Origin of the sequence: Winogradskyella wandonensis (assembly GCF_004346845.1) — a bacterium.
Taxonomy (GTDB): domain Bacteria; phylum Bacteroidota; class Bacteroidia; order Flavobacteriales; family Flavobacteriaceae; genus Winogradskyella; species Winogradskyella wandonensis.
Genome location: NZ_SMGI01000002.1, coordinates 227,514 through 249,005, shown reverse-complemented (window position 1 = coordinate 249,005; position 21,492 = coordinate 227,514). Strand labels below are relative to the sequence as shown.

General features: G+C 34.7%; 22 protein-coding genes and 1 tRNA gene. 11 read left to right on the top strand and 12 right to left on the bottom strand.

Features of this window, described 5'->3' with window-relative positions; all coding sequences use genetic code 11:
- Positions 1 to 2 precede the first annotated feature (2 nt).
- A complete protein-coding gene (locus DFQ05_RS05980; protein WP_132704492.1) occupies positions 3 to 1,013 on the top strand; it encodes a glycoside hydrolase family 113 in 1,011 nt (336 codons plus the stop codon).
- A gap of 60 nt (positions 1,014 to 1,073) precedes the next feature.
- Positions 1,074 to 2,336: a POTRA domain-containing protein gene (locus DFQ05_RS05975; protein ID WP_132704491.1), complete on the top strand. Its 1,263-nt coding sequence runs from the start codon at positions 1,074 to 1,076 to the stop codon at positions 2,334 to 2,336.
- 97 nt (positions 2,337 to 2,433) lie between these two features.
- Here the strand turns inward: DFQ05_RS05975 and DFQ05_RS05970 are convergent, their stop codons facing one another.
- From DFQ05_RS05970 to DFQ05_RS05960, 3 genes are read right to left on the bottom strand one after another with little or no spacing between them, the layout of a single operon-like run.
- Positions 2,434 to 3,123, bottom strand: a complete 690-nt coding sequence (locus tag DFQ05_RS05970) for a TIGR04283 family arsenosugar biosynthesis glycosyltransferase (RefSeq protein ID WP_132704490.1) — start codon at positions 3,121 to 3,123, stop codon at positions 2,434 to 2,436.
- Positions 3,116 to 4,018, bottom strand: a complete 903-nt coding sequence (locus DFQ05_RS05965) for a DUF547 domain-containing protein (RefSeq protein ID WP_132704489.1) — start codon at positions 4,016 to 4,018, stop codon at positions 3,116 to 3,118. Before DFQ05_RS05965 ends, DFQ05_RS05970 begins: the two co-directional genes overlap by 8 nt.
- The gene (locus DFQ05_RS05960; RefSeq protein ID WP_132704488.1) at positions 4,015 to 4,899 is read right to left on the bottom strand and encodes a sterol desaturase family protein; all 885 of its coding nucleotides are present in this window, start codon (positions 4,897 to 4,899) and stop codon (positions 4,015 to 4,017) included. The genes DFQ05_RS05965 and DFQ05_RS05960 overlap by 4 nt, the downstream gene beginning before the upstream one ends.
- An 87-nt stretch (positions 4,900 to 4,986) precedes the next feature.
- On the opposite strand from DFQ05_RS05960, the gene DFQ05_RS05955 reads away from it, so the two are divergent.
- Positions 4,987 to 5,472, top strand: coding sequence for an Mpo1 family 2-hydroxy fatty acid dioxygenase (locus tag DFQ05_RS05955; protein WP_132704487.1), 486 nt, complete (start codon positions 4,987 to 4,989; stop codon positions 5,470 to 5,472).
- Between the two features lie 59 nt (positions 5,473 to 5,531).
- Here DFQ05_RS05955 and arsM read toward each other — a convergent pair whose 3' ends face one another.
- The 3 genes from arsM to DFQ05_RS05940 all read right to left on the bottom strand — a co-directional run bounded on the left by arsM (position 5,532) and on the right by DFQ05_RS05940 (position 8,092).
- Positions 5,532 to 6,500, bottom strand: a complete 969-nt coding sequence (gene arsM / locus DFQ05_RS05950) for an arsenosugar biosynthesis arsenite methyltransferase ArsM (protein WP_132704486.1) — start codon at positions 6,498 to 6,500, stop codon at positions 5,532 to 5,534.
- Between the two features lie 86 nt (positions 6,501 to 6,586).
- Positions 6,587 to 7,399, bottom strand: a complete 813-nt coding sequence (locus DFQ05_RS05945) for a purine-nucleoside phosphorylase (RefSeq protein WP_132704485.1) — start codon at positions 7,397 to 7,399, stop codon at positions 6,587 to 6,589.
- Positions 7,400 to 7,495: 96 nt separating this feature from the next.
- Positions 7,496 to 8,092, bottom strand: a complete 597-nt coding sequence (locus DFQ05_RS05940) for a TIGR04282 family arsenosugar biosynthesis glycosyltransferase (RefSeq protein WP_241974222.1) — start codon at positions 8,090 to 8,092, stop codon at positions 7,496 to 7,498.
- 152 nt (positions 8,093 to 8,244) lie between these two features.
- On the opposite strand from DFQ05_RS05940, the gene DFQ05_RS05935 reads away from it, so the two are divergent.
- Entirely contained in the window at positions 8,245 to 9,132 is an 888-nt protein-coding gene (locus DFQ05_RS05935) for a hypothetical protein (protein WP_132704484.1), read from the top strand.
- Here the strand turns inward: DFQ05_RS05935 and DFQ05_RS05930 are convergent.
- The 4 genes from DFQ05_RS05930 to DFQ05_RS05915 all read right to left on the bottom strand — a co-directional run bounded on the left by DFQ05_RS05930 (position 9,129) and on the right by DFQ05_RS05915 (position 11,240).
- Positions 9,129 to 9,623, bottom strand: a complete 495-nt coding sequence (locus tag DFQ05_RS05930; RefSeq protein WP_132704483.1) for a rhodanese-like domain-containing protein — start codon at positions 9,621 to 9,623, stop codon at positions 9,129 to 9,131. The genes DFQ05_RS05935 and DFQ05_RS05930 overlap by 4 nt on opposite strands.
- A gap of 12 nt (positions 9,624 to 9,635) precedes the next feature.
- Positions 9,636 to 10,700, bottom strand: a complete 1,065-nt coding sequence (gene arsS, locus DFQ05_RS05925) for an arsenosugar biosynthesis radical SAM (seleno)protein ArsS (protein ID WP_132704482.1) — start codon at positions 10,698 to 10,700, stop codon at positions 9,636 to 9,638.
- A 10-nt stretch (positions 10,701 to 10,710) separates the two neighbouring features.
- Positions 10,711 to 11,046, bottom strand: coding sequence for an arsenosugar biosynthesis-associated peroxidase-like protein (locus DFQ05_RS05920; RefSeq protein WP_008270413.1), 336 nt, complete (start codon positions 11,044 to 11,046; stop codon positions 10,711 to 10,713).
- Between the two features lie 121 nt (positions 11,047 to 11,167).
- Positions 11,168 to 11,240: transfer RNA gene (locus tag DFQ05_RS05915), tRNA-Phe, on the bottom strand.
- A gap of 106 nt (positions 11,241 to 11,346) precedes the next feature.
- Here DFQ05_RS05915 and DFQ05_RS05910 point away from each other — a divergent pair.
- From DFQ05_RS05910 to DFQ05_RS05880, 7 genes are all read left to right on the top strand, one after another.
- Positions 11,347 to 12,075, top strand: a complete 729-nt coding sequence (locus DFQ05_RS05910; protein WP_132704481.1) for a type III pantothenate kinase — start codon at positions 11,347 to 11,349, stop codon at positions 12,073 to 12,075.
- Entirely contained in the window at positions 12,075 to 13,397 is a 1,323-nt protein-coding gene (gene bamG / locus DFQ05_RS05905) for a BamG family beta-barrel-assembly machinery protein (protein WP_132704480.1), read from the top strand. Before DFQ05_RS05910 ends, bamG begins: the two co-directional genes overlap by 1 nt.
- A gap of 15 nt (positions 13,398 to 13,412) precedes the next feature.
- Positions 13,413 to 14,795 (top strand): tetratricopeptide repeat protein, encoded by a 1,383-nt coding sequence (locus tag DFQ05_RS05900; protein WP_132704479.1) that lies wholly within the window; start codon positions 13,413 to 13,415, stop codon positions 14,793 to 14,795.
- Positions 14,796 to 15,350 (top strand): LPS export ABC transporter periplasmic protein LptC, encoded by a 555-nt coding sequence (gene lptC, locus DFQ05_RS05895; RefSeq protein WP_241974221.1) that lies wholly within the window; start codon positions 14,796 to 14,798, stop codon positions 15,348 to 15,350.
- 69 nt (positions 15,351 to 15,419) lie between these two features.
- Positions 15,420 to 15,617, top strand: coding sequence for a hypothetical protein (locus tag DFQ05_RS05890; RefSeq protein ID WP_338419701.1), 198 nt, complete (start codon positions 15,420 to 15,422; stop codon positions 15,615 to 15,617).
- The gene (locus DFQ05_RS05885) at positions 15,618 to 16,907 is read left to right on the top strand and encodes a hemolysin family protein (RefSeq protein WP_132704478.1); all 1,290 of its coding nucleotides are present in this window, start codon (positions 15,618 to 15,620) and stop codon (positions 16,905 to 16,907) included.
- Positions 16,908 to 17,006: 99 nt separating this feature from the next.
- Positions 17,007 to 19,151: a peptidylprolyl isomerase gene (locus DFQ05_RS05880; protein WP_132704477.1), complete on the top strand. Its 2,145-nt coding sequence runs from the start codon at positions 17,007 to 17,009 to the stop codon at positions 19,149 to 19,151.
- 55 nt (positions 19,152 to 19,206) lie between these two features.
- Here the strand turns inward: DFQ05_RS05880 and DFQ05_RS05875 are convergent, their stop codons facing one another.
- Complete coding sequence (locus DFQ05_RS05875; protein WP_132704476.1) at positions 19,207 to 20,115, bottom strand: GYDIA family GHMP kinase; 909 nt, start codon at positions 20,113 to 20,115, stop codon at positions 19,207 to 19,209.
- Positions 20,115 to 21,416 (bottom strand): hydroxymethylglutaryl-CoA reductase, degradative, encoded by a 1,302-nt coding sequence (locus DFQ05_RS05870; protein ID WP_132704475.1) that lies wholly within the window; start codon positions 21,414 to 21,416, stop codon positions 20,115 to 20,117. The genes DFQ05_RS05875 and DFQ05_RS05870 overlap by 1 nt, the downstream gene beginning before the upstream one ends.
- Positions 21,417 to 21,492: the final 76 nt, after the last annotated feature.

The window sequence follows — 21,492 nt, the reverse complement described above, 5'->3', positions numbered from 1 at the left end:
TAATGAATAGAGTTAAGCTCCTAATTTGTTTTGTTTGTGCTATAATACTTTCGTCTTGCCTAAGTCAGAACAAGAAAATTAATGGTGCAAGTTTTGTCGCTTACGGTATCCCTGTCGATGAGACACACACTAAGCCATTGGTTACAAAAATCAATGCAAATTTCGCTGCGGTAATGCCTTTTGGGTTTATTAGAGGTTTAAATAGCCCAGAGATTATTCATAATACCGAACGTCAATGGTTTGGTGAGACACGAGCAGGCGCAAAGCAATATTCTGAAGAGTTACGTAAGCAGAATATTAAAATTATGGTGAAACCTCAAATTTGGATTCGACGAGGAGAATTTACAGGGTTCCTTAACATGACTTCTGAGGAAGATTGGAGAAAATTGGAAGAATCTTACACCAGTTTTATTTTAGAATATGCCGATTTAGCGCAAGAAATTAATGCAGAAATTCTTTGTATAGGCACTGAACTCGAAAATTTCATCGCAAAGCGACCAGACTACTGGAATAACCTTATTGATGAGATAAAGAAAATTTATAAAGGAAAACTAACGTATGCTGCAAACTGGGACGAGTACAAGCGTACCCCTTTTTGGAATAAGTTAGATTTTATAGGTATTGATGCCTATTTTCCTGTAAGCGATGAGCAAACCCCATCTTTCGAAAAAAGTATGGAAGGCTGGCAAAAGCATAAGCCAGTAATTAAAAGTTATTCAGACACCTACCAAAAACCCATACTTTTTACGGAGTACGGTTACCGAAGTGTAGATTACTCAGGTAAAGAACCTTGGAAATTCGACAGAAGTATGACTAAAGTTAATCTAGAAGCTCAAGTCAATACAACAAAAGCCTTGTACGAAACCTTTTGGCACGAAGACTGGTTTGCAGGTGGTTTTATTTGGAAATGGTTTATAAACTACGACAAGGTTGGTGGCAAAGACAACAACCAATTTACACCACAAAATAAACCAGTAGAGCCAATCATAAAAAATTATTATAGCAGTTATTAATTTTTAAATATTAGCGTAAGGATATGTTTTGTTTGCGACAAATCGTCTAATAACCATATCATGAAATACATTACGGCTTTAATTTTACTATTTACTACACTCGTTAACTCGCAAGAAAACAGTGTGGCCGATTTAAAAATTCAAGGTAATAAAAGGCTAAAAACGTCTTTTGTAAAAAAGATATCACAGATTAAGCAGGGCGTAAAATTAGATTCAGCATTGATTGAAGCGGATATAAGATTACTAAAACGATTACCTTCTATAGCTCACGCCTACTATCAAGTATTTCCGGCAAATGCACCAAACCAATACAATGTGTTTTATAATATAGAGGAAAACTTTACTATTATTCCCTCGGCAAATGTTTATACGACTAACGACGATGAGTTTGCCTACAGATTAGGTCTTTATGAGTTTAATTTGTTTGGTCAGAACATCACTTTTGGGGGTTTTTACCAAAAAGACATCTTCGATTCTTACGCCATAAATTTTAGAGCGCCGTTTCTGTTTTCTAGGAAATTAGGATTAGCCATAAATTACCAAGACTTAACAACTTTAGAACCTGTTTTTTTCGATAATACAACAGCCGATTATCGTTACAATAACGCATCTATTGAAGCCTTAGGCTTGTTTCAGATTAATTTTACCAACAGAATAGAATTGGGTCTCAATTATTTTACAGAGGATTACCTCTATCAATCTGGTGCTACAAATCCAGAAGTACCTCAAGAATTACGAGTAAAGAAACTGCTATACAAGGCTATTTACGAGTATAATAATTTAAACTATACCTATCAGTATGTCGAAGGATTTCGGAGTATTTTTAATTTTCAGTATGTGCACTCTACAGAAGATGAGCAATTGCCAGATTTTCTTATAGGTTGGAATGATTTTCAGTATTTTAAACGACTTGGTAAGAAAGGAAATTGGGCCAATAGATTACGATTAGGTTTGTCCACAAATAATGATACACCTTTTGCGCCTTTTGCCGTCGATAATAATTTGAATATTCGAGGCGTAGGAAACTTAATTGATAGAGGTACAGGAGCCATTGTCTTAAATACAGAATATAGACATACACTTTACGAGAAAAACTGGTTTGTTTTACAAGGCAATGCCTTTGTAGATGCTGGCAGTTGGCAAAATCCCGGCGGGGATTTAAGTGATTTTGTAGATTCGGATAATTTAAGAATTTACCCAGGAATTGGTTTGCGTTTCATTCACAAAAGCATATTCAACGCCATATTTAGAATTGACTATGGCTATGGTATAACTCCAAATGCTACTAATGGACTAGTTTTTGGGATTGGGCAGTACTTTTAATGAAACTCAACTTTTTCAAAAGTTTTGCTTGCAGAAAAAGTTTTTAGTTGAATTAATGCCGAATTTATTTCGGTATCTCATTCAATTTTTAAATGATTTAAGCAATATGCTTTTTATAATATGCAAATAACTCATCTGCAGAAGCACCAAACCACCGTTTTACATAAATAGCCCAAAAGTGGTACTGCAGTTTCCAAACGCCATGTCTTTTGTAGAGACGTGCTGAGGTTTTTATCTTTTTGTTGATGACAACAAATTCTTTCCGTTTGTAGAGTTCGTTAATGAGAATATTGTCTTCGTATATGATGTAAGATTCGTCATAGCCACCAATATCATCGAATAATGCTTTTGTAATAAACTGACTTTGATCTCCACCTCGGCAAGCACGCCAACTAAATTGGGTGAGCCAACTAGCTAAGCGTAACCACCAATGTTTACTATCGAATTGCATGCGGAAACAACCAGCGTTATTTCCTTTTTTAACCTCGTCAATGATAAGTTCGTCGTAACTAATCGGCGGAAAAGAATCAGCATGTAAAAAGTATAAGATATCTCCTGAAGCATATTTTGCACCATAATTCATTTGCTTGGCACGTCCTTTTTTTGAATGTAATAGTTTGATGTTTAAATCGAGATTTTCAATAATGTTTTGAGTGCCATCTGTACTTCCGCCATCAACAACTATAATTTCAGAAATATGTTGAATTTGAGCACAATCTATGAGATGGTAGATAAGCTCCTCAATAGTTTCTGATTCATTTAAAACGGGAATAATTATACTAATCATTTAAATCCCAATTATAATCTAGGAAACTTTTTTTAGCGCCTGAAGAAATTTCAACTTCTGTGTACTTGTTTAAGAAATCGATAAGGTTACCGTCGGTTTTAAAATCTTTAGCAAACCACTTGAATATTTTAGAAAGTTGAAGTTTATCTGCGCTGATGATGTTTCGATTTTTATCAGCTAAAAACTCCTTTGTTGCATTCGTTAATTGGGTGTCTAAATTTGAAGCTGTAAAGGCTTTGTTCTGTAATTTTGGGCAAGAAAAAGAAGCACAAACAATAGCAAAGTGAATGCGCGGCTCGTCCATTTTCCTTAAAATTTCGTGTTCAATCTGGTTGAGATTTATCCATTTCTCGCCAAATTTCCAAAAACGTTGGTCCCAAGGGTCTTTTATGTCTTTGATGCTTTTTATAGGATAATTTCTAAGAATTAAATCTATGGTTAAAGCGTTGTAGGCGTTAATCCAATAAGCGAGTTTTTCGTTTTTAGACCAGCTGTCTTCAGGAAGATTTTCTGAAATATAATCAATGTAAATATCTAAATCTGTTCTATCATTTTTAATTTCAGAATAGTTGACTTCGCCGTTTTCGGAAACATAGTTTTGTAAAATGTTATTTAATCTTACATCGAAACTATTTTTAGAATTATTTGTCGATTTAGGAGGTTTTGGTGGAAGCGGCAATTCTGAAGTTTCAACTACGATAATCGTATCTTTCTGAACAACTCTCGGGTCAATATTTTCAACAGCTATATCTTCTTTATTAACAACTTCGATGTCTTTTTTAATCTCAATTTCATTCTCAACCTTTTTGGTTTCTTCGGTCTTTTCAATGGCTTTTTTACTGATTCCACAAGCAGTTGTTAATATGAGTAATACGAGTAGTGAAAATTGCTTCATTTCTTTTTAATTGGATATAATTCCTGACTAATAAAATCTTTAGGAAAGTTTTCATCGCCACTAAAGCCTAATTCAATATCACGTCCGTTGTGCGGCACGTAATCGGTTTTAAAAAGATAATCCCAAAGACTTAAGGTTAGTCCAAAATTAACGCCATAGCTTACATGCTTTGGCAATTCTTTTGCATGATGCCAAATGTGCATTTTTGGATTATTGAAAATGTATTTTAAAAATCCATAATCCCAACCTAGATTAGCATGATTAAGATGCCCAATTGCTATAGAAAAGAAATAAACAATGGCTACATCCTGCGCATCAAAACCACCAATAATGGCTATTGGAATGTAAAGTAGAGATTTGTAAACCACAGGTTCCATCCAATGGTAGCGTAAGTGGGCAGCAAAACCCATTTCTTTTACAGAGTGGTGTACTTTGTGGAAATTCCATAGAAATGGTACGCGATGTAACAAACGGTGTGTGTTCCATTGTACAAAGTCCGACACCAAAAAGAAAATGAGTAAGCCTAACCATTTAGGTAAATCATCAACATCAAATAGTTGAAGACTTCCAATGTTTAACCCAATAGATTTTAAAATATCATTAAAAAATTCTGAAACCGTATTCGATAATGCAATAAGGATAATGAGGTTGAGAATAAAGAAATTAAAAAACATGTAAAATGTATCTAGCCAAAAGTCTTTTCGAAAAATTGACTGATTTTTACGCCATGGAAAAGCAATTTCTAGTAACCAAACGGCGATAGAAATGACAATTAAACCATAGAAAAAATTATCCCAATGATTTAAATCAATAAGCTCGTATTTGAGATAGTTCCAATAATTAGAATAGGAGTTTTTAAATATGTCGATATACTTTTCCATAGATTTTTTAGGTCGAAAGACTTTAGTAAAAATAACACAATTGGATAGAATTGGTATATTGCATCAACACTAAAAAACGATTGTACCATGCGAAAAATAGATAGTTTATTAGAGGAGTACGCGGAAAGTCATCAAACAACATTTAATAAACGTGTGCATTATGTTTGTGTGCCAGCCATATTTTTAAGCCTTATAGGATTACTGGCTTCTATTCCTACAGGTGGATTTTTAGTAGACCAAACACCAACATGGATGGAGCCTTTTCTGCATTTTGGTACTGTAGTTATTCTTTTGGGATTGCTGTATTACTTGAGGTTATCGTTCGTGCTTTTTATTGGGATGCTTATTTTTTCAGCATTAGTACTCTATGGCATTCATCTTATTGAATATTCTCAAATCGCACCCTTATGGCTAGTTATGGTAGTTATTTTTGTTATAGCTTGGATTATGCAATTTGTTGGGCATAATCATGAAGGTAAAAAGCCATCCTTTCTTAAAGATGTACAATTTTTAATGATTGGTCCGGCTTGGACCATGAGCCATTTGTTTGATGCTTTAGGGCTTAAATTTTAAGAAGATATATAATAAAAAAGAGCGCTTATTAGCGCTCTTTTTTTTGACTTATATTTTTATTAGCAACATCCGCCACCATCATAGTGGTAGGTAGATTCGCTAATAAAAATATCATCTCTTCCTAAATCTGCAAGAGCACCAGCGGTTTTATCGCAAATGGCAATAGGCTGATTTTTGAGTAAAATATGTCCTTTTTTATCATCAAAATAGTCTTGGTCACCATAATAGATTGCTGCTTTACCTGTAAAAATACAAGGACCATCTTCTGGCATTGGGTCTTTAATGGCGGCAACTTCGATAGACTCGATGTAAATTAACTCATCTGTTGGGTAATGTTTTGGGTCTAAGATTCTGTATGGTTTACGTGCTCTAATTTCTATAGTCCCAAAACCCGCATCGGTTAATGCTTTTACGTATTCTGCTATTGGTAAACTTCCACTTAAACATAACGCACGTAGTCTATCATCATTACGCAAAGTATCGTTCATAGGTTGTTCGCAAGTTGGGTCGCTCATTACCAAACGTCCGTGAGGTTTAAGAACGCGATACATCTCGTCAATGGCTTTCTTTAAATCTTCAGCTTTAAAGATGTTGAATAGACAGTTTTGCGCCGCAACATCGATAGAATTATCTTCAACAGGAAGGTTTAAAGCATCACCTTTTTTAAGGTCAACAAATTCACTTTTAAACCAGTCGTTTTGTTCTTCTGCAACTTTAAAGTTTTTACGAGAAGCTTCTAACATTTCATCTACAACATCAACTCCGATGACACCACCTTTTTGACGGTTAAAATATGAGAATTGTAATAGCTCCATGCCGCCACCAACACCAACATAAAGCATTTTTGGATTGTTGGTTAAATCTCTTGCGTTTACTGTGCTTCCACACCCGTAATTCATCTCTTGCATTATTTTTGGAATCTTTAATCCTGGTAATTCCCAAATTGGGTTTGTGGTACAGCAAAGCCCAACATCTGGCGTTAATGCTGCTTCTTTGTATAAATCGTTAGTTGCATCTAAGTAACTCATAATATATTTCTTTTGTGTCTTCGATTGCCTCAGACACCATTTTAATTTTTAACTTGGAGGTTGACAATCTGGAAGCCTCCTAAAATTTATAATTTTTTTATTAAGTCTTTAAACAAGGTAATCATATTTGGCTCGGCTTTTCCGGCCATAGCAATAATTTCTGCAATGTCTACAGGTTTTAGATTATCCGGGTCGCATTCATCGGTTAAAACAGATAAAGCAGCGACTTTCAAATTAAGATGATTTGCTACAATAACTTCTGGAACAGTACTCATGCCGACAGCATCAGCGCCAATAGTTTTAAGCATGCGGTATTCCGCACGAGTTTCAAGCTGAGGTCCAACAACAGAAGCGTAAACACCTTCGTGTAATTTGATGTTATTAGCTTTCGCTATGTCTTTAATCTTTGCGTTAATGTCAAGATTGTAGGGAGCACTCATATCTACAAATCGATGACCGAGGTTTTCTACACCTTTAAAGGCTAATGGAGAGCTGCCTTGAAGGTTAATGTGGTCGTCGATAAGCATAATTTCACCTTTTTTGAAATTAAGGTTTATGGCACCAGCAGCGTTAGAAACTAAAAGCGTTTTAATACCTAATTTTTCCATAATGCGAACAGGGAATGTCACATCTTGAAGCGTGTAACCTTCATAAACATGAAAACGACCTTGCATCACCACGACCTTTTTGCCTGAAAGATTTCCGTAAATCAATTTGCCTTTATGAAACTCCACTGTAGCCGTTGGAAAATTAGGAATATGATTGTAACTAGCTTCGGCAATGATTTCTATTTCATTTATAAGTTGGCCTAAACCTGTTCCTAGGATGATGCCCACATCGGGCGTATCAAAGCCTTTACTCTGTAAATATTCGGTGCTTTCGGTTATATATTTTATCATATTTAAAAAATCGTAATTATAGCATCAAAAGTATCTATAACAATACAGGTAAACAATATAAAAATTCAAAAATTTAGACAGAAAACCGTGTGCAACTTAGAATAAATAATTAAATGCTTTATAAGGCTTTAAGTCCTCTAAATAGTCTATGTCGTTTAAAGTTTCTAAAACATACAGACTATCGCTAAAAAAATCTTTTTTTGTTTGTTCTAATACCGTTTCGGTTCCCCAATCTTTATTTTTAAAAACGTTTTTGTTTAAGCTTCTCATACCCAAAAGGTAATAGCCGCCGTCTGCTGCTGGTCCAATAACAGCATCGTTTTTATCCAATTTTTCAAATGCGGTCTCTATGATGGTTGTATCTAAATCAAGCAAATCACTACCAACAATAATTATCTTTTTAAAATCTTTTAAAAACAATGTTTCAAAAGCATTTTGCATACGTTCACCAAGGTCATTTCCTTCTTGTAATTGTTTATTAAAGAATGCATTATCCCAAATATCGTTCTGATGAATGTTTTCAGAATAAAAAACAAAACGTTCGGCATTTACTGTTTTGGTAACGTCTGCTGTATGTTGCAGAAGGTGCTTGTAAATCTTTAGGGCTTCTTCATCGCCAACAGATTTTGCTAAACGCGTTTTACACTTTCCTAATTCTGGATTTCGAGTAAATATTATTAGAGCGTTAGTCAAAGAGTTTGATTTTGGTACGTGAGACAAAAGTATGTAGAAATTTTCACAGATTTTTAATGGCAAAATTCAAACATCTATAAAGTTGGTCTTTTATCTATTCGTATAGGTGTTTTAAGAAAAAAAAATTATTTTGAGGGCATAAAGCAATATTTATGAAAAACATAATCTCACTATTTCTGTTAATTTCTGCTCAAATAATCTATTCTCAAGGTAATACGGTTACAGTTGGTAATGGCTACTCTAACTATGTTAAAATTGTAGATATTTACAATTTCTCTAAACTTAAAGAGACTGTTGTAAAACTAAAGTTTAGTCCAAAGACTGCCATTTCTGCGACATTACATGCGCCAAGCGGAACATCGCCTTTTGTTTTAACAGACAAGAAAGGGAATAGGTATGCTTTAAAAGCTCAAGTAGGTTGGAAAGGTAATCTAGCATCGGGTTTTGGGACGATTAATCTTAAAGCGAACGAAACCAAAACGGTAAGTTTGTACTTTAATCAAGTCAGTAACATTGAGGATATTTATTCTTTAACAGAAGTCGATTGTAGCAGTACAACAAGTTGCTGGAACTTCTACGACATTAAGGTAAAAAAAGGAAACAGTGTAATTAATACCTCTACAATTGGTATTGACAAATCGAAAGTTTCTGCAAAATATGAAAAGACTTGGCTAGAAAATGATGTTTTCGATTCTAACAACAAATTTGGTATTAGAATACACAATAAGTTTTTTATTTACGGACTAAAAGGGAAAAGCTGTTATTTAACTATAAGAATTATGGAGGGCGATAAGTTTATTAAATCTACCCAATTTGGTTATAAAAATGTTTCAGGACAATTAGAAATTAAGAAATCGCTTAAGCCAGGTTTTAGTTCTGCAGTTTATAATGATAAAGAGGTATTTCTCCCATATGAATTGTTAAGTAATAATTTGCCAATAGGAAAGCATAATTTAAAAATCGATGTTGACCTTTTTTATAAAGATGGTACGTTATTAAAACATTTAGGATTTAAAGAATTTGTTTATACAAAGCGTTAATTAGAGACTTTAATGCCTTTTTTAAGCCATTTACTCCATTCGTCGGAAAAGGTATGGATACTGTCTGTGGGCATATTCTTAGCATTGTAGACTTCGAAGTCATTGTTTTTCCACTCAAAAATGCCGCCATAAAGATTTTTTACGTTGGTGTAGCCTGCACCTTTAAGTTTCTCACCAATGGTTTCTGAACGAATGCCGAGAGAGCAATAGACCACAATAGGTTGGTCTTTGTCTTTAATTTTGTCTGTCACTGTTTTTAAATCAAAAAAATCATAACCTACACAAATGGCGTCTTTAAGATGACTCACCTCGTATTCTTTTGGCTCGCGAGCATCTAAAAGAATAGCTTCAGTTTTAGGCATTGCCAGTTCTTGGGCGGAAATGTAAGGAACACCTTTATCATTGTATTGTTGTAACAGCTCAGGAAGCGATTCTTGAGAGAATACTAACATAGAAATTAAAACTAAAAAAGATGTAAAAATGCGTTTCATGATTTATGAAAATTAAGCTACCGTACCTTGGCAGCTACTTCCTGCACCAGCGGTGCAACCGTAGCAATGCTGAGAAATTACAATATTTCGACCTTCTAGCAATTCGGTTTTGTATTCTGAGATATGCTTTGACTTGCTGTTTACAGGTAAGTCTAGCATTTGATTAAAATCGCAATCGAATAAATAGCCGTCCCAGCTTACAGAAAGTGTATTGGTACACATCACATTTTCCACCGCCATAGGATTGTAAGCTTCTACCAAACTATACATGTAGTCCTCATAATTTTCTGAAGCAATCAAATAATCTAGGAAACGCGAAATCGGTAAGTTGGTAATTGCAAATAAATTATGAAATTGAATACCAAAATCTTCCATCAATGCTTTTTTAAAGTCCTTTTCCATGCTAGCTTGGTCACCAGGTAAGAAAGCGCCTGAAGGATTGTAAACTAGGTCGAGTTTTAAATTGCTATCAGGCATTCCGTAGCCTACGGCATTGAGTTCTTGTAGTGCTTTTATGGACATATCAAAAACACCTTCGCCGCGTTGTTTGTCTGTCTTTCCGCGAGTCCAATGTGGCATTGAGCTTACAACGTGGATATTATGTTTTTTGAAAAACTCTGGTAAATCGTAGTACTTTTTATTTGCTCTAATTATGGTAAGATTTGAGCGTACAATGAAATCCTTAACCCCAATTTGTGAAGCTTCTTCGACGAACCATCTAAAATTTGGATTCATTTCTGGAGCACCGCCAGTTAAGTCAAGTGTATGAGCTCCAGTTGTCTTTACCACATCCAAGATTTGCTGCATGGTCTCACGCGTCATAATCTCCTTACGGTCTGGACCAGCATCAACGTGGCAATGTTCACAAACCTGATTGCACATATAACCAACGTTGATTTGTAAAATCTCTAATGGTTTTGCTTTTAATGGAAACTGATTGGTTTCGGCAATTTTGTCTTTAAACGTTGGCAACTCTCCGTTGGCAAAAATACCATTAGATAAAATTTCTAGTTGTTTATTAGTGTTAGCTAAATCGCTCTGTCTTTTTTTTAGCGATTGCGTTTTTAGTTTTGTCATATATAAAAGACTATCCGTCTAGTTTATTTACTTTATTCATCATTTGTACACCATGCACTAAAGTTGCGCCACTCTTTATAGCAGCACCCACGTGTATGGCTTCCATCATTTCCTCTTTAGTAACACCACGCTGTAGACCATCTTTGGTATAAGCATCAATACAATATGGGCATTGTTCTGTATGTGCTACGGCTAATGCGATGAGTGATTTTTCGCGAGCGGATAAGGCGCCTTCCTCGAAGACTTTTCCGTAGTATTCAAAAAATTTATTACCAAGCTCTTCACTCCATTCGGTGATTTTTCCAAATTTTCGAAGGTCTGCTGGGTCGTAGTATGTTTTAGACATATAAATGTTATTGTTTTGAAATTGAAAAAACAAGATAATATTTTAGGACGAAGTAAAACCTTAAAGCTTACATAAAATCTTAAAACCAAAAAACCCGACTCCAAAGAATCGGGTTTTAAAGTGGTGCCTCCAGGAATCGAACCAGGGACACAAGGATTTTCAGTCCTTTGCTCTACCAACTGAGCTAAGGCACCAGTTGCTTCATTGCTAAAGCGGATGCAAATATAAATTCATTTTTAGTATATCCAAAAAGAAAATAACAAAAATTGATTTTATAAATTTGTCTTTTCAAAAAAGCCCATGAACCTTATTGTAGATGTTGGTAATACACGCGTTAAATTTGCTGTTTTTCAGAGAAATAAACTTCTTTATAAAACCAGCAGTATTATTTCAAATTTTAAAAGGGAATACAAAGCAGTAAAAAAACAGTTTCCAGCACTTAATAAGGCAATTGTTTCCTCTGTGGGACGTTTAACGCAGGCGAATATTTCTTATCTAAAAGAGGACTTACCAATATTAGAGCTTAATTCTAAGGCTAAAATTCCGTTTAAAAATAAGTACAAAACGCCAAATACCTTAGGTGTAGATAGAATAGCTTTGGTGAGTGCTTCAGTTCTAAACTTTAGAGATAATAATGCGCTCATAATAGATGCAGGTACATGTATTACTTACGATTTTATAACTAAGGACAATCATTATTTAGGAGGTGCGATTTCCCCAGGTGTTAGACTAAGGTATAAAGCTCTAAATGATTTTACAGCTAACCTTCCTTTATTAGAAACTGAAGTACCTAAACAGCTCATTGGAGATTCTACAAATACCTCAATTCACGCTGGTGTTATTTTCGGAGTAGTTAACGAGATTGATGGTATTATTGAGGAATATGCCAAAAAATATTCAGATTTAACAGTTATTTTAACAGGTGGTGATGCCAAAATGTTGTCTAAACAATTAAAAAGTAGCATATTTGCCAACTCGGATTTTCTGCTAGAAGGTCTAAATTATATTCTAGAATTTAATTCATTATAATGATTAAAAAATTTGTTGCAATTTCAATAGCAATAATCGGCTGTTTGTCATACGCTCAGCAAGGAACGGCTTCTCCGTACTCTTTTTATGGCATAGGTAGCCTAAGATTTAAAGGGACTATAGAAAATCGAGGAATGGGCGGTATTGGGTCTTATATAGATAGCCTACATATAAATCTACGAAATCCGGCATCTTATGCTGGTAAAAATTTGCAATCTAAACCATATGATGGCGAGAGTAGACCTGTTAAGTTTTCTGTAGCAGGTACTTTTACAACCTCCAGCCTAAATAGCAACACCGAATCAGAAAATGCAAATTCATCATCATTTGATTATTTGGCAGTTTCGATTCCGCTTGGACGGTTTGGGGCAGGATTTGGATTACTTCCTTTTACGTCTGTGGGTTATCGATTACAGGATTTTAATCCTGTTGAAGACCGAGTAGATTTTAGATATGAAGGCGAAGGCGGATTGAATAAAGCGTTCTTTAGCTTAGGTTACTTGGTAACTGACAATTTCACTATTGGTGCCGACGTTAATTACAACTTTGGTAATACACAAAATAGCGCAATTCAGTTTGTTTATGATGATGAGGGAAATCTGGTGCAATTTGCAACCAGACAAAATAGTCGCTCAGATTTAAGTGGGCTTAACTTTAATTTCGGAGCGGCTTACAAAGGTAAATTAACCGATAAATTAGAATTTTCTGCAACTGCAACTTTTGCTCCCGAAAGTAGTCTTAACTCTATCAACGACCGTTCAATTTCTACTATAATAATTAATAATTTTGGAGACGAGTTTGTACAAAATACTATTGAAGTAGATTTAGGAGAAGACGAAGAAACAGATTTATCGTTACCTAATCGGTTATCTTTTGGTTTAGGTCTTGGTCAGGCTTCAAAGTGGTTTGTAGGTGCAGAATACGTATCTCAAAATTCAAGTGTGTTTGGTAATCCACTTTTAGATGCTTCTAATACTGGGACATCGTTCGAGGATGCATCGTCTTTTGCAATTGGCGGATTTTATTTACCGAGTTACCGATCACTCTCAAGTTACTTTAAAAGAGTAACTTACCGTGCAGGAGCCCGATTTGAAAATACTGGATTAGTCATAAATAATGAGTCTATAGACGAGTTTGGCATATCTTTTGGACTAGGATTGCCAATAGGACCACAGACAGGATTGTTTTCTGAGTTAAATCTTGGTTTCGAATATGGCCAAAGAGGTACAAAAAGAAGTAATTTAATACAAGAAAACTTTTTTAATTTCAACGTAAGTTTATCCTTAAGTGATAGATGGTTCCAAAAAAGAAAATATAACTAACAAAAATTTTAAACGATGAAGACGAAGATTACATTACTACTTATAGCCTTAGTTGTTGGTTTTAGCACAAGTTACGGCCAACAAGATGAGGAGTGTATGAACAACCTTTCTATTTTTGATTCTTATGCTAAGAACAAAAAATATGATGAAGCTTATGAGCCATGGATGAAAGTTAGAACAAAATGTCCACAGTTTAATAGAGCCATTTATGTAAGAGGTGAAAAAATCTTAGAGCATAAAATCGATAAAAGCACTGGTGCAGAAAAAGTAGCTTTTATAAATGATTTATTAAAGCTTTATGGTGAGTACAACCAGTATTATGCGTCTAAGTTCCCAGTAGGAAAGCTACAGTATGAGAAAGGTAAATTGTCTTATACTTATAGAAAAGAGTTAGGGTTGTCAGATGAGCAAATCTATAATATCTTCGATAAGGGTTATAATGAAGATTTACAGAATTTTAATGACCCAAAATCATTATACATCTACTTTAAGATGATGGTAAATTTGTATGATGCGGGTAAAAAAACACCTCAGGAGTTATTTGATAAGTACGACGATATTAATGATAAGATAGAAGAAGAAGTTGGTAAATTATCAGAGAAAATCAACAAGCTAATACAAAAAGAGGAGTCTGGTGCTACCTTAAGTTCAAAAGAAGCCAAAAGAAAAAGTAGCTATGAAAGTTATATAAATGCCTACGATCAAATTTCTGAAAGTGTAGATGCTGAAATAGGTAACAGAGCAACGTGTGATGTATTGATTCCTTTATATCAAAAAGACTTTGAAGAAAAGAAAAATGACAGCAAGTGGTTGCAGCGTGCAATGAATAAATTGTATTCTAAAGAGTGTACAGACGACCCAATGTTTATAAAAGTTGTACAACAAAAAAATACAATAGAGCCAAATGCAGATACAGCATATTATCTAGGTGTGCTTAAAGAAAAAGAAGGTAAAACTTCGGAGGCAGAAAAGTACTACAAGCAGTCTATGGACTTGCAAACAGATCCATTGAAGAAATGGAAGTTAGTATATAGATTAGCGGAAAAGAATAGAAAAAAGGGTTCTTTAAGCAAAGCAAGACAACTGTATAGAGAAGCGTTGCAGTTAAACCCATCTAACGGTACACCTTATTTAAGAATTGCAGGTATGTATGCGTCTAGCGCCAATAATTGCGGTACTGATGCGTTTGAAAAGAGAGCAACTTACTGGGCTGCTGCTAACGAAGCTGCAAAGGCTGGTAGAGTAGATGGACGTTTAAAAAGTACAGCCAATCAAGCTGTAGCAAGATATGAGGCGTTAGCACCAGACAAAAGCATGATTTTCTCTAAAGGAAATGGTGGTCAATCCATGACCATAGGATGTTGGATTGGTGTTACTGTTACGGTACCAAAAATATAATTGAAAAAACAAATTTCACATATCATTTTTAACATAGTCATGGCAATAGCTGTGACTATGTTTTTTTCATGTAAAAATAACTTTAAAGATGTGCAGCAAGTTGGCGTTCTGCAGAACGAGCCTATAGGTATTGCAGATACTATAAACTTGAAGTACACGGACTCATTTCAGCTTAGGGCAAATCTTATAAGTCCTAGAATGCTAGATTTCTCCAATCGTAGTTTCGCTTTTTCAGAATTTCCAAAAGGTATCGAACTTCATGTTTATGATGATAATGGTAATGTAAGTAAAATCTTTGCAGATTACGCCATTACTTATGATGAGACAGACTTAATAGATCTTAGAGGGAACGTGATTTTGGCAACGCATAATAAAGACTCATTATTTGCACCACAGATGTATTTCGACCAAAAAACAGAATGGGTATTTACTAACGAGAACGTTAGATTACGTTCAGAAGGTACAGATATTACTGGGCGCGGATTTGACTCCGATAAGAATTTTGACGTCTGGGAAATGCTTGAAACTTCTGGAGAAGTCGAAATAGAGAACTAAGACTAAAGCAAGTTCAATAGCTTTACAATCAAAAAATCGATTACTTTTGTGCTATAATTAGTTAAGGATATGATTAAAGCATTAAAATTTTTTCAATACGCATATATCATTTTTGCAGTGCTTTTTGCATGGGATGCTATTACCAATTGGTCAGTAGATAGAAACCGAAGCTACATTTCTATACTATTTGCGGCATTAGCGGTATTTATGTTTTTCTTTCGTAAGCGTTTTAGACAAAAATTTCAGGACCGTCAAAACAAGAAATAGATGTCTGCCGATATCATTATAATTATTAGTTCGCTAATACTATCTGCTTTCTTTTCGGGAATGGAAATTGCATATGTGTCTTCCAATAAAATTCATATAGAATTAGAGAAGAAACAAGATGATTTTTTAGGCAGGCTATTAACTAAATTAACAGCAAAACCCTCTAAGTTTATTACCACAATGCTTATTGGTAATAACATTGCCTTAGTTATTTATGGTTTTGTAATGGGCGATGTATTGGTACGTTGGTTTCAAGGTTTTCTTCCTTCGGAATATAGTCTAATAAACTATCTTTTTAATGATTTACAATTGCTGTCTCAAACCGTTATTTCTACAGCAATTATACTTCTTACTGCCGAGTTCTTACCAAAGGTGTTTTTTCAGATATATTCTAATACTTTATTGAAGTTTTTTGCATTACCGGCATACCTATTTTACCTTTTGTTTTCGATTATATCAGAGTTTGTTATTCGTATATCAGACATCATTTTAAAAGCCTTTTTTAAAACTGAAGGTGATGCTGTAGAACTAGCGTTGACAAAAGTTGAACTGGGAAATTTTATTACCGAGCAGATGGAGTCCGTAGAAGAACATGACGAGGTGGATAGCGAAATTCAGATTTTTCAGAATGCCTTAGAATTTACAGAAGTTAAAGCTCGAGAAGTTATGGTACCTCGTACCGAGATGACAGCTGTAGAAATTTCGGATTCTGTAGAAAACTTACGCCAATTGTTCATAGAAACCGGATATACAAAGATTTTAATCTATAAAGATACTATTGATGATATTTTAGGCTATGTACATTCGTTTGAGTTATTTAAAAAACCAAAAACTATAAAATCGGTTTTAATTCCTGTAGTTTTTGTGCCAGAAACCATATTAATAAAAGATGTACTAAATGTCCTTACAAAAAAGCGTAAAAGTATAGCTGTAGTCATTGATGAGTATGGCGGAACATCGGGTATGATGACCGTAGAGGATATTATCGAAGAGCTTTTTGGAGAAATTGAAGACGAGCACGATAGTGTAGAATTAATCGAAGAACAACTATCCGAGGATAGCTTTAAATTTTCGGCACGTTTAGAGGTCGATTACCTTAACGAAACCTATAAACTTAATCTGCCAGAAAGTGAGGCTTACGAAACTTTGGGAGGATTAATTGTAAACTACGCAGAGGAAATCCCACAATTAAACCAGACCATAGTAATTGATAATTTTAGATTTACAATTACCGAAGTATCCACCACAAAAATCGATAGTGTTTATCTAGAAATTGTAGAGGAAGATTAATACACTTTAAAACCTCTAAAAAAGAGTCGTCATCCTTTTATTATTTGGGATAAAATGTTATTTTCGCACACTTAATTTTAACAACCTATATACCATAAAATGGCAGTTTTAAATAAAATCAGACAGCGTTCATTCATTTTAATATTAGTAATAGCTTTAGCCTTATTTGCTTTTGTAATTCAAGGAGTTATTGATAGTCCAGGAGGATTAACGGATTCTCAAGATGTTATAGCGACAGTTAATGGAGAAGATATCAAAAGAGAGCCATTTATGTTGGCTGTGCAAAACATGCAGCAACGTATGGGACCAAGTGCTTCAGAAACTCAAGCAAAGAACAATATTTATAATCAAGAGTTAAGACGTATTATCATGAATACGGAGTTCGAGAAATTAGGACTTTCAGTAGAAAAAGATAAAATGCGTCAGCTTTTAGAAAATAGTTTTGGTAGTTATCCAGAGTTTCAAAACCAGGATAGCATTTTCGATGTCAATAAGTTAAATGCTTTTATTGCTAACCTTAAGGATATACAACCTCAAGGCGCACCTCTTAGTACATTTACCATTAATTATGCGCAGTGGACAAATAACGAACAGCAATTAGCAAATAACGCACTTACACAGCAGTACTATAATTTAGTTAAAGCTGGTGTAAACGCAACGCTAACTGAAGCAGAAGATGAGTATTTAGCAGATACAGAAACTGTAGATATTAAATACGTACAAGTACCATATACGTCTACAGCAGACAGTTTGGTTAAGATTACAGAGTCTGATATTAAATCTTATATAGAAAAAAACAAAGAGACCTACAAGGTAGATGCTACAAGAGAAATCTTATTTGTTGAGTTTAGAGAAGACGCCTCACCAGAAGACGAGGATAATTTAAAGGCAGAGTTGTTAGCACTTAGAAGTGATAAAGTAGAATATAATGAAGCAACAAAAGGTACGGATACTATCTTAGGATTTGATAATACAAAAAATATTGAAGCGTTTGTAAACTCTAATTCAGATATTAAGTTTTCAGATGCATATTTAAGAGCATCTCAATTAGGCGCTGCAAAAGATAGTTTGTTAAACACGGCTGTTGGTAACTATTACGGACCATATAAAGATGCTGGTTATTACAAATATTCTAAAGTTTTAGATAAGGCAAGTAAGCCAGACTCAGTTAAAGTTCGTCACATTCTAATTCCGTATGCAGGTGCAAATAGAGCAGCGGCAGATGTGACAAAAACGCCAGAAGAAGCTAAAGCAACAGCAGATAGCATTTTTAATATCGTAAAGAGAAACCGCTCTAAGTTTGTAGATTTATTAGACTTATCTTCAGACAAAGTGAGCAACGAAAAAGAAGGCGTAATTGAGTTTACATACAATCAAGGCTTTGCTCCAGAATTTAAGGCGTTTTCGTTCGATAATGAGAAAGGCGATTTAGATGTTGTTGAAACAAGCTTTGGATACCACATTATTGAAATTCTAGACCAATCGGGCTTTAACGAAACTCTAAAACTAGCAACTATTGCCCGTAAGATTGAAGCGTCAGAAAAAACAATCGATGATGTTTTTAATGCAAAACAAAAATTTGAAATAGCAGCTAAAGATGGTGATTTTAGAGCGCTAGCCGAAGAGCGTAATTTAGAGGTAAAGCCAGTTACGTTTAAAGAACTTGATGAAAACATCCCAGGTTTGGGTAGTCAACGACAAGTTGTGCGTTGGGCATTCGAAGACGAAACCGAAGTTGGCGATTACAAGAGTTTCCCAGTTGCTGGTGTTGGTTTTATTATAGCCAAATTGGTAGACATTAATAAAGAAGGCTTAATGAGTGTAGACGATGCTAAAGTTGCAGTAAGTGCTCAGGTACTTAAAGAAAAGAAAGCCGAGATGATTCGTCAAAAGATTTCTGCATCTACATTAGCTGATATTGCTAAAAATCAAGGACAAACTGTTAAAACCGCAAACGGTCTTAAAATGAAAACACCAACTATCGCTGGTGCAGGTTCTGAGCCTAAAGTTGTTGGAGCGGCATTTGGATTGAAGCAAGGTGAAGTATCTAAGCCAATCGAAGGCGAAAGAGGTGTATATGTCATTGAGGTTACTAGAATTAATGAGGCTACACGATTAGATAACTACGCTGCAGTATTGTCTAGATTAAACAATGCAAGAAAAAATGCGGTTCAGAGTAAAGTGTATTCTGCTTTAGAAGCCGCAGCAGAAATAGAGGATAATAGAGCTAAAACGGTTTACTAGTTTTAGACTTTATAAAATATAATTAATAAAAAAGCCTTGCAATTGCAAGGCTTTTTTATGCTTTAATCATATCTAAAAAACTAATTACTGTGTTATAGCCTTTGGAATTAAAATAATCCTTAGGATTTTCATTGGCTGTAACTAAAACAAAATCGCCACCCCAAGCGCCAAGACTTTTTACAGCACCATCAAAATCGTTAAATAGCCGTTGTTTTACGGGTTTTTGATTTATAATTTTTGCAACAATCTCTTCGTGAGTGGTAATTAAATCTTCAAAAGATTTTAGGTCACAGCAAGTAAGTAACGCTTCTGTTAAAGCATTAATGTCTTTTATTGGTTTTAGTAAGTCACCTTTAAAAGCTCGGTAGGTTTTAATACCATCTCTACTATTTTGCTTCTGATTGAGATATACAAAGTAAATGTTGTCTTTAAATGGAGGACTGAATTTGACCTCGGTAACATTAGGCTTGTTTTCTTCTAATTGATAGATAATAGCGCTATCGGATTGTGCGCAGGCAATATCATATCCACTTCCGCCAAAGGTTAGTTCTAACAAATCATAAGCATTGACATTTGCCCAACTCGCTAAATTATTTATTAAGGTTGAAGATGTACCCAAACCCCACGAACGATTAAAATCTTGTGTGGTTTTAATATTATAACCAAAATTAGAGTTTAGAAACTTAGGATTTAATTTTTTAATGCTTTTAAAAATCTGAATTAAGCGTTCGGAAACGTCATTATCTGGGTTAATGGTATTCGAGAAAACCTGAGAAATACTAAATTGCTCCTTAAACCAAATAGCATTTGTTTCATCATAACTTACCCAAGAAATTATAGGCTTTTTTGTTTTATCGACAATCAAACTTTGTCCAAAACGTGTTGGCAGTGCCATTGCTTTAGCTCCATTAAGAACTAAATATTCACCCGTGAGTAGAAGTTTACCGTTGCTTTTAAACTCCATTAATTTCTCAGTTTTTCAATAGCTTCAACAACAGCACTATGGGTTACAGTATTATTTTTAAAGTACTCAACGAGTTGTATACGCTCATTCTCGCTAGCTTCAAATTGGTTTAAGATATTCATTAAGTGCATTTTCATATGTCCTTTTTGAATACCTGTTGTAGTTAAGGATTTTAAAGCAGCAAAATTTTGAGCTAATCCGGCAACGGCAACGATTTCCATTAATTTTTTAGCCGAAGGTTTGCCAAGCAATTCTAAATTAAATTTCACTAACGGATGCAAACTTGTTAAACCGCCAATAGTACCTAAGGCAAGTGGAATCTCCAGCCAAAAACAAAATTCGTCGTTGTCTATACTACAATGCGTAAGACTGGTATAAGTACCGTCTTTAGATGCGTAGGCATGTACGCCAGCTTCTACAGCTCTGAAATCGTTACCTGTAGCAAGTACAACTGCGTCAATACCATTCATTATACCTTTATTATGGGTCACAGCGCGATGCGGTTCTACTTCGGCTATTGCTACAGCTTGTTTAAATTTTTCTGCAAACGCTTCAGGATTAGGAATATCTTTATCTTTTAATTCTGATATTTTACAACGTACCTCTGCTCTAACCAAGCAATTCGGAACATAATTAGACAAAATACTCATAACAACATTCAGCCCTCTGATGTGGTTGGCTTCTGCATGGGATTTAAATGTTTCTGCAAACTGTTCTAAACAGGAGTTGATAAAATTGGCGCCCATGGCATCCAAAGTCTCAAAAGTGGCATGCAACTGGTAATAGTTTTCTAAAACCGCTGTCTTGTCTCTCAATTCAATATCCAAAATACCTCCGCCGCGACGCTCCATGTTTTTGGTTATTGGAGCGGTTTCGGAAATTAGAGCGGGTTTTATTGCTTCAAAATAACGGATTAAATCATCTTTGTTTCCTGAAAACGTGAAATGAACTTGACCAATTTTTACGCTAGAAATGACATTGGCTTTAAAGCCACCACGATCCATCCAAAATTTGGCAGCTTTGCTAGCGGCAGCAACGACCGAGCTTTCTTCAATAGCCATTGGGATAGTGTAGAAAGCGTTGTTAATTATAAAATTTGGTGCTACACCAAGTGGTAAATAGAAATTACTTATAGAATTTTCGATAAATTCATCATGAAGTTTCTGAAGTTTTTCATCTGAATTAAAATATTGTGTGACGGTTTTTCTAGCCGATTCGCTATCACTAAAGTAATTTTCTAATAGCCAATCTATTTTTTGTGCTTTAGTTAATTTTGAAAATCCTGTAATGGGTTTAGCCATGTTTTTCTATTTAAAACACAAAGATACTACGATTGGTACAATATGTGATGAAGGTTTCTTGATATTGCCGATTTAC

Excerpts from the sequence above, each read along its gene's own strand:
- DFQ05_RS05980 (WP_132704492.1), top strand. The coding sequence starts at position 3 with ATGAATAGAGTTAAGCTCCTAATTTGTTTTGTTTGTGCTATAATACTT.
- DFQ05_RS05975 (WP_132704491.1), top strand. The coding sequence starts at position 1,074 with ATGAAATACATTACGGCTTTAATTTTACTATTTACTACACTCGTTAAC.
- DFQ05_RS05970 (WP_132704490.1), bottom strand. The coding sequence starts at position 3,123 with ATGATTAGTATAATTATTCCCGTTTTAAATGAATCAGAAACTATTGAG.
- DFQ05_RS05965 (WP_132704489.1), bottom strand. The coding sequence starts at position 4,018 with ATGAAGCAATTTTCACTACTCGTATTACTCATATTAACAACTGCTTGT.
- DFQ05_RS05960 (WP_132704488.1), bottom strand. The coding sequence starts at position 4,899 with ATGGAAAAGTATATCGACATATTTAAAAACTCCTATTCTAATTATTGG.
- DFQ05_RS05955 (WP_132704487.1), top strand. The coding sequence starts at position 4,987 with ATGCGAAAAATAGATAGTTTATTAGAGGAGTACGCGGAAAGTCATCAA.
- arsM (WP_132704486.1), bottom strand. The coding sequence starts at position 6,500 with ATGAGTTACTTAGATGCAACTAACGATTTATACAAAGAAGCAGCATTA.
- DFQ05_RS05945 (WP_132704485.1), bottom strand. The coding sequence starts at position 7,399 with ATGATAAAATATATAACCGAAAGCACCGAATATTTACAGAGTAAAGGC.
- DFQ05_RS05935 (WP_132704484.1), top strand. The coding sequence starts at position 8,245 with ATGAAAAACATAATCTCACTATTTCTGTTAATTTCTGCTCAAATAATC.
- DFQ05_RS05930 (WP_132704483.1), bottom strand. The coding sequence starts at position 9,623 with ATGAAACGCATTTTTACATCTTTTTTAGTTTTAATTTCTATGTTAGTA.
- arsS (WP_132704482.1), bottom strand. The coding sequence starts at position 10,700 with ATGACAAAACTAAAAACGCAATCGCTAAAAAAAAGACAGAGCGATTTA.
- DFQ05_RS05920 (WP_008270413.1), bottom strand. The coding sequence starts at position 11,046 with ATGTCTAAAACATACTACGACCCAGCAGACCTTCGAAAATTTGGAAAA.
- DFQ05_RS05910 (WP_132704481.1), top strand. The coding sequence starts at position 11,347 with ATGAACCTTATTGTAGATGTTGGTAATACACGCGTTAAATTTGCTGTT.
- bamG (WP_132704480.1), top strand. The coding sequence starts at position 12,075 with ATGATTAAAAAATTTGTTGCAATTTCAATAGCAATAATCGGCTGTTTG.
- DFQ05_RS05900 (WP_132704479.1), top strand. The coding sequence starts at position 13,413 with ATGAAGACGAAGATTACATTACTACTTATAGCCTTAGTTGTTGGTTTT.
- DFQ05_RS05890 (WP_338419701.1), top strand. The coding sequence starts at position 15,420 with ATGATTAAAGCATTAAAATTTTTTCAATACGCATATATCATTTTTGCA.
- DFQ05_RS05885 (WP_132704478.1), top strand. The coding sequence starts at position 15,618 with ATGTCTGCCGATATCATTATAATTATTAGTTCGCTAATACTATCTGCT.
- DFQ05_RS05880 (WP_132704477.1), top strand. The coding sequence starts at position 17,007 with ATGGCAGTTTTAAATAAAATCAGACAGCGTTCATTCATTTTAATATTA.
- DFQ05_RS05875 (WP_132704476.1), bottom strand. The coding sequence starts at position 20,115 with ATGGAGTTTAAAAGCAACGGTAAACTTCTACTCACGGGTGAATATTTA.
- DFQ05_RS05870 (WP_132704475.1), bottom strand. The coding sequence starts at position 21,416 with ATGGCTAAACCCATTACAGGATTTTCAAAATTAACTAAAGCACAAAAA.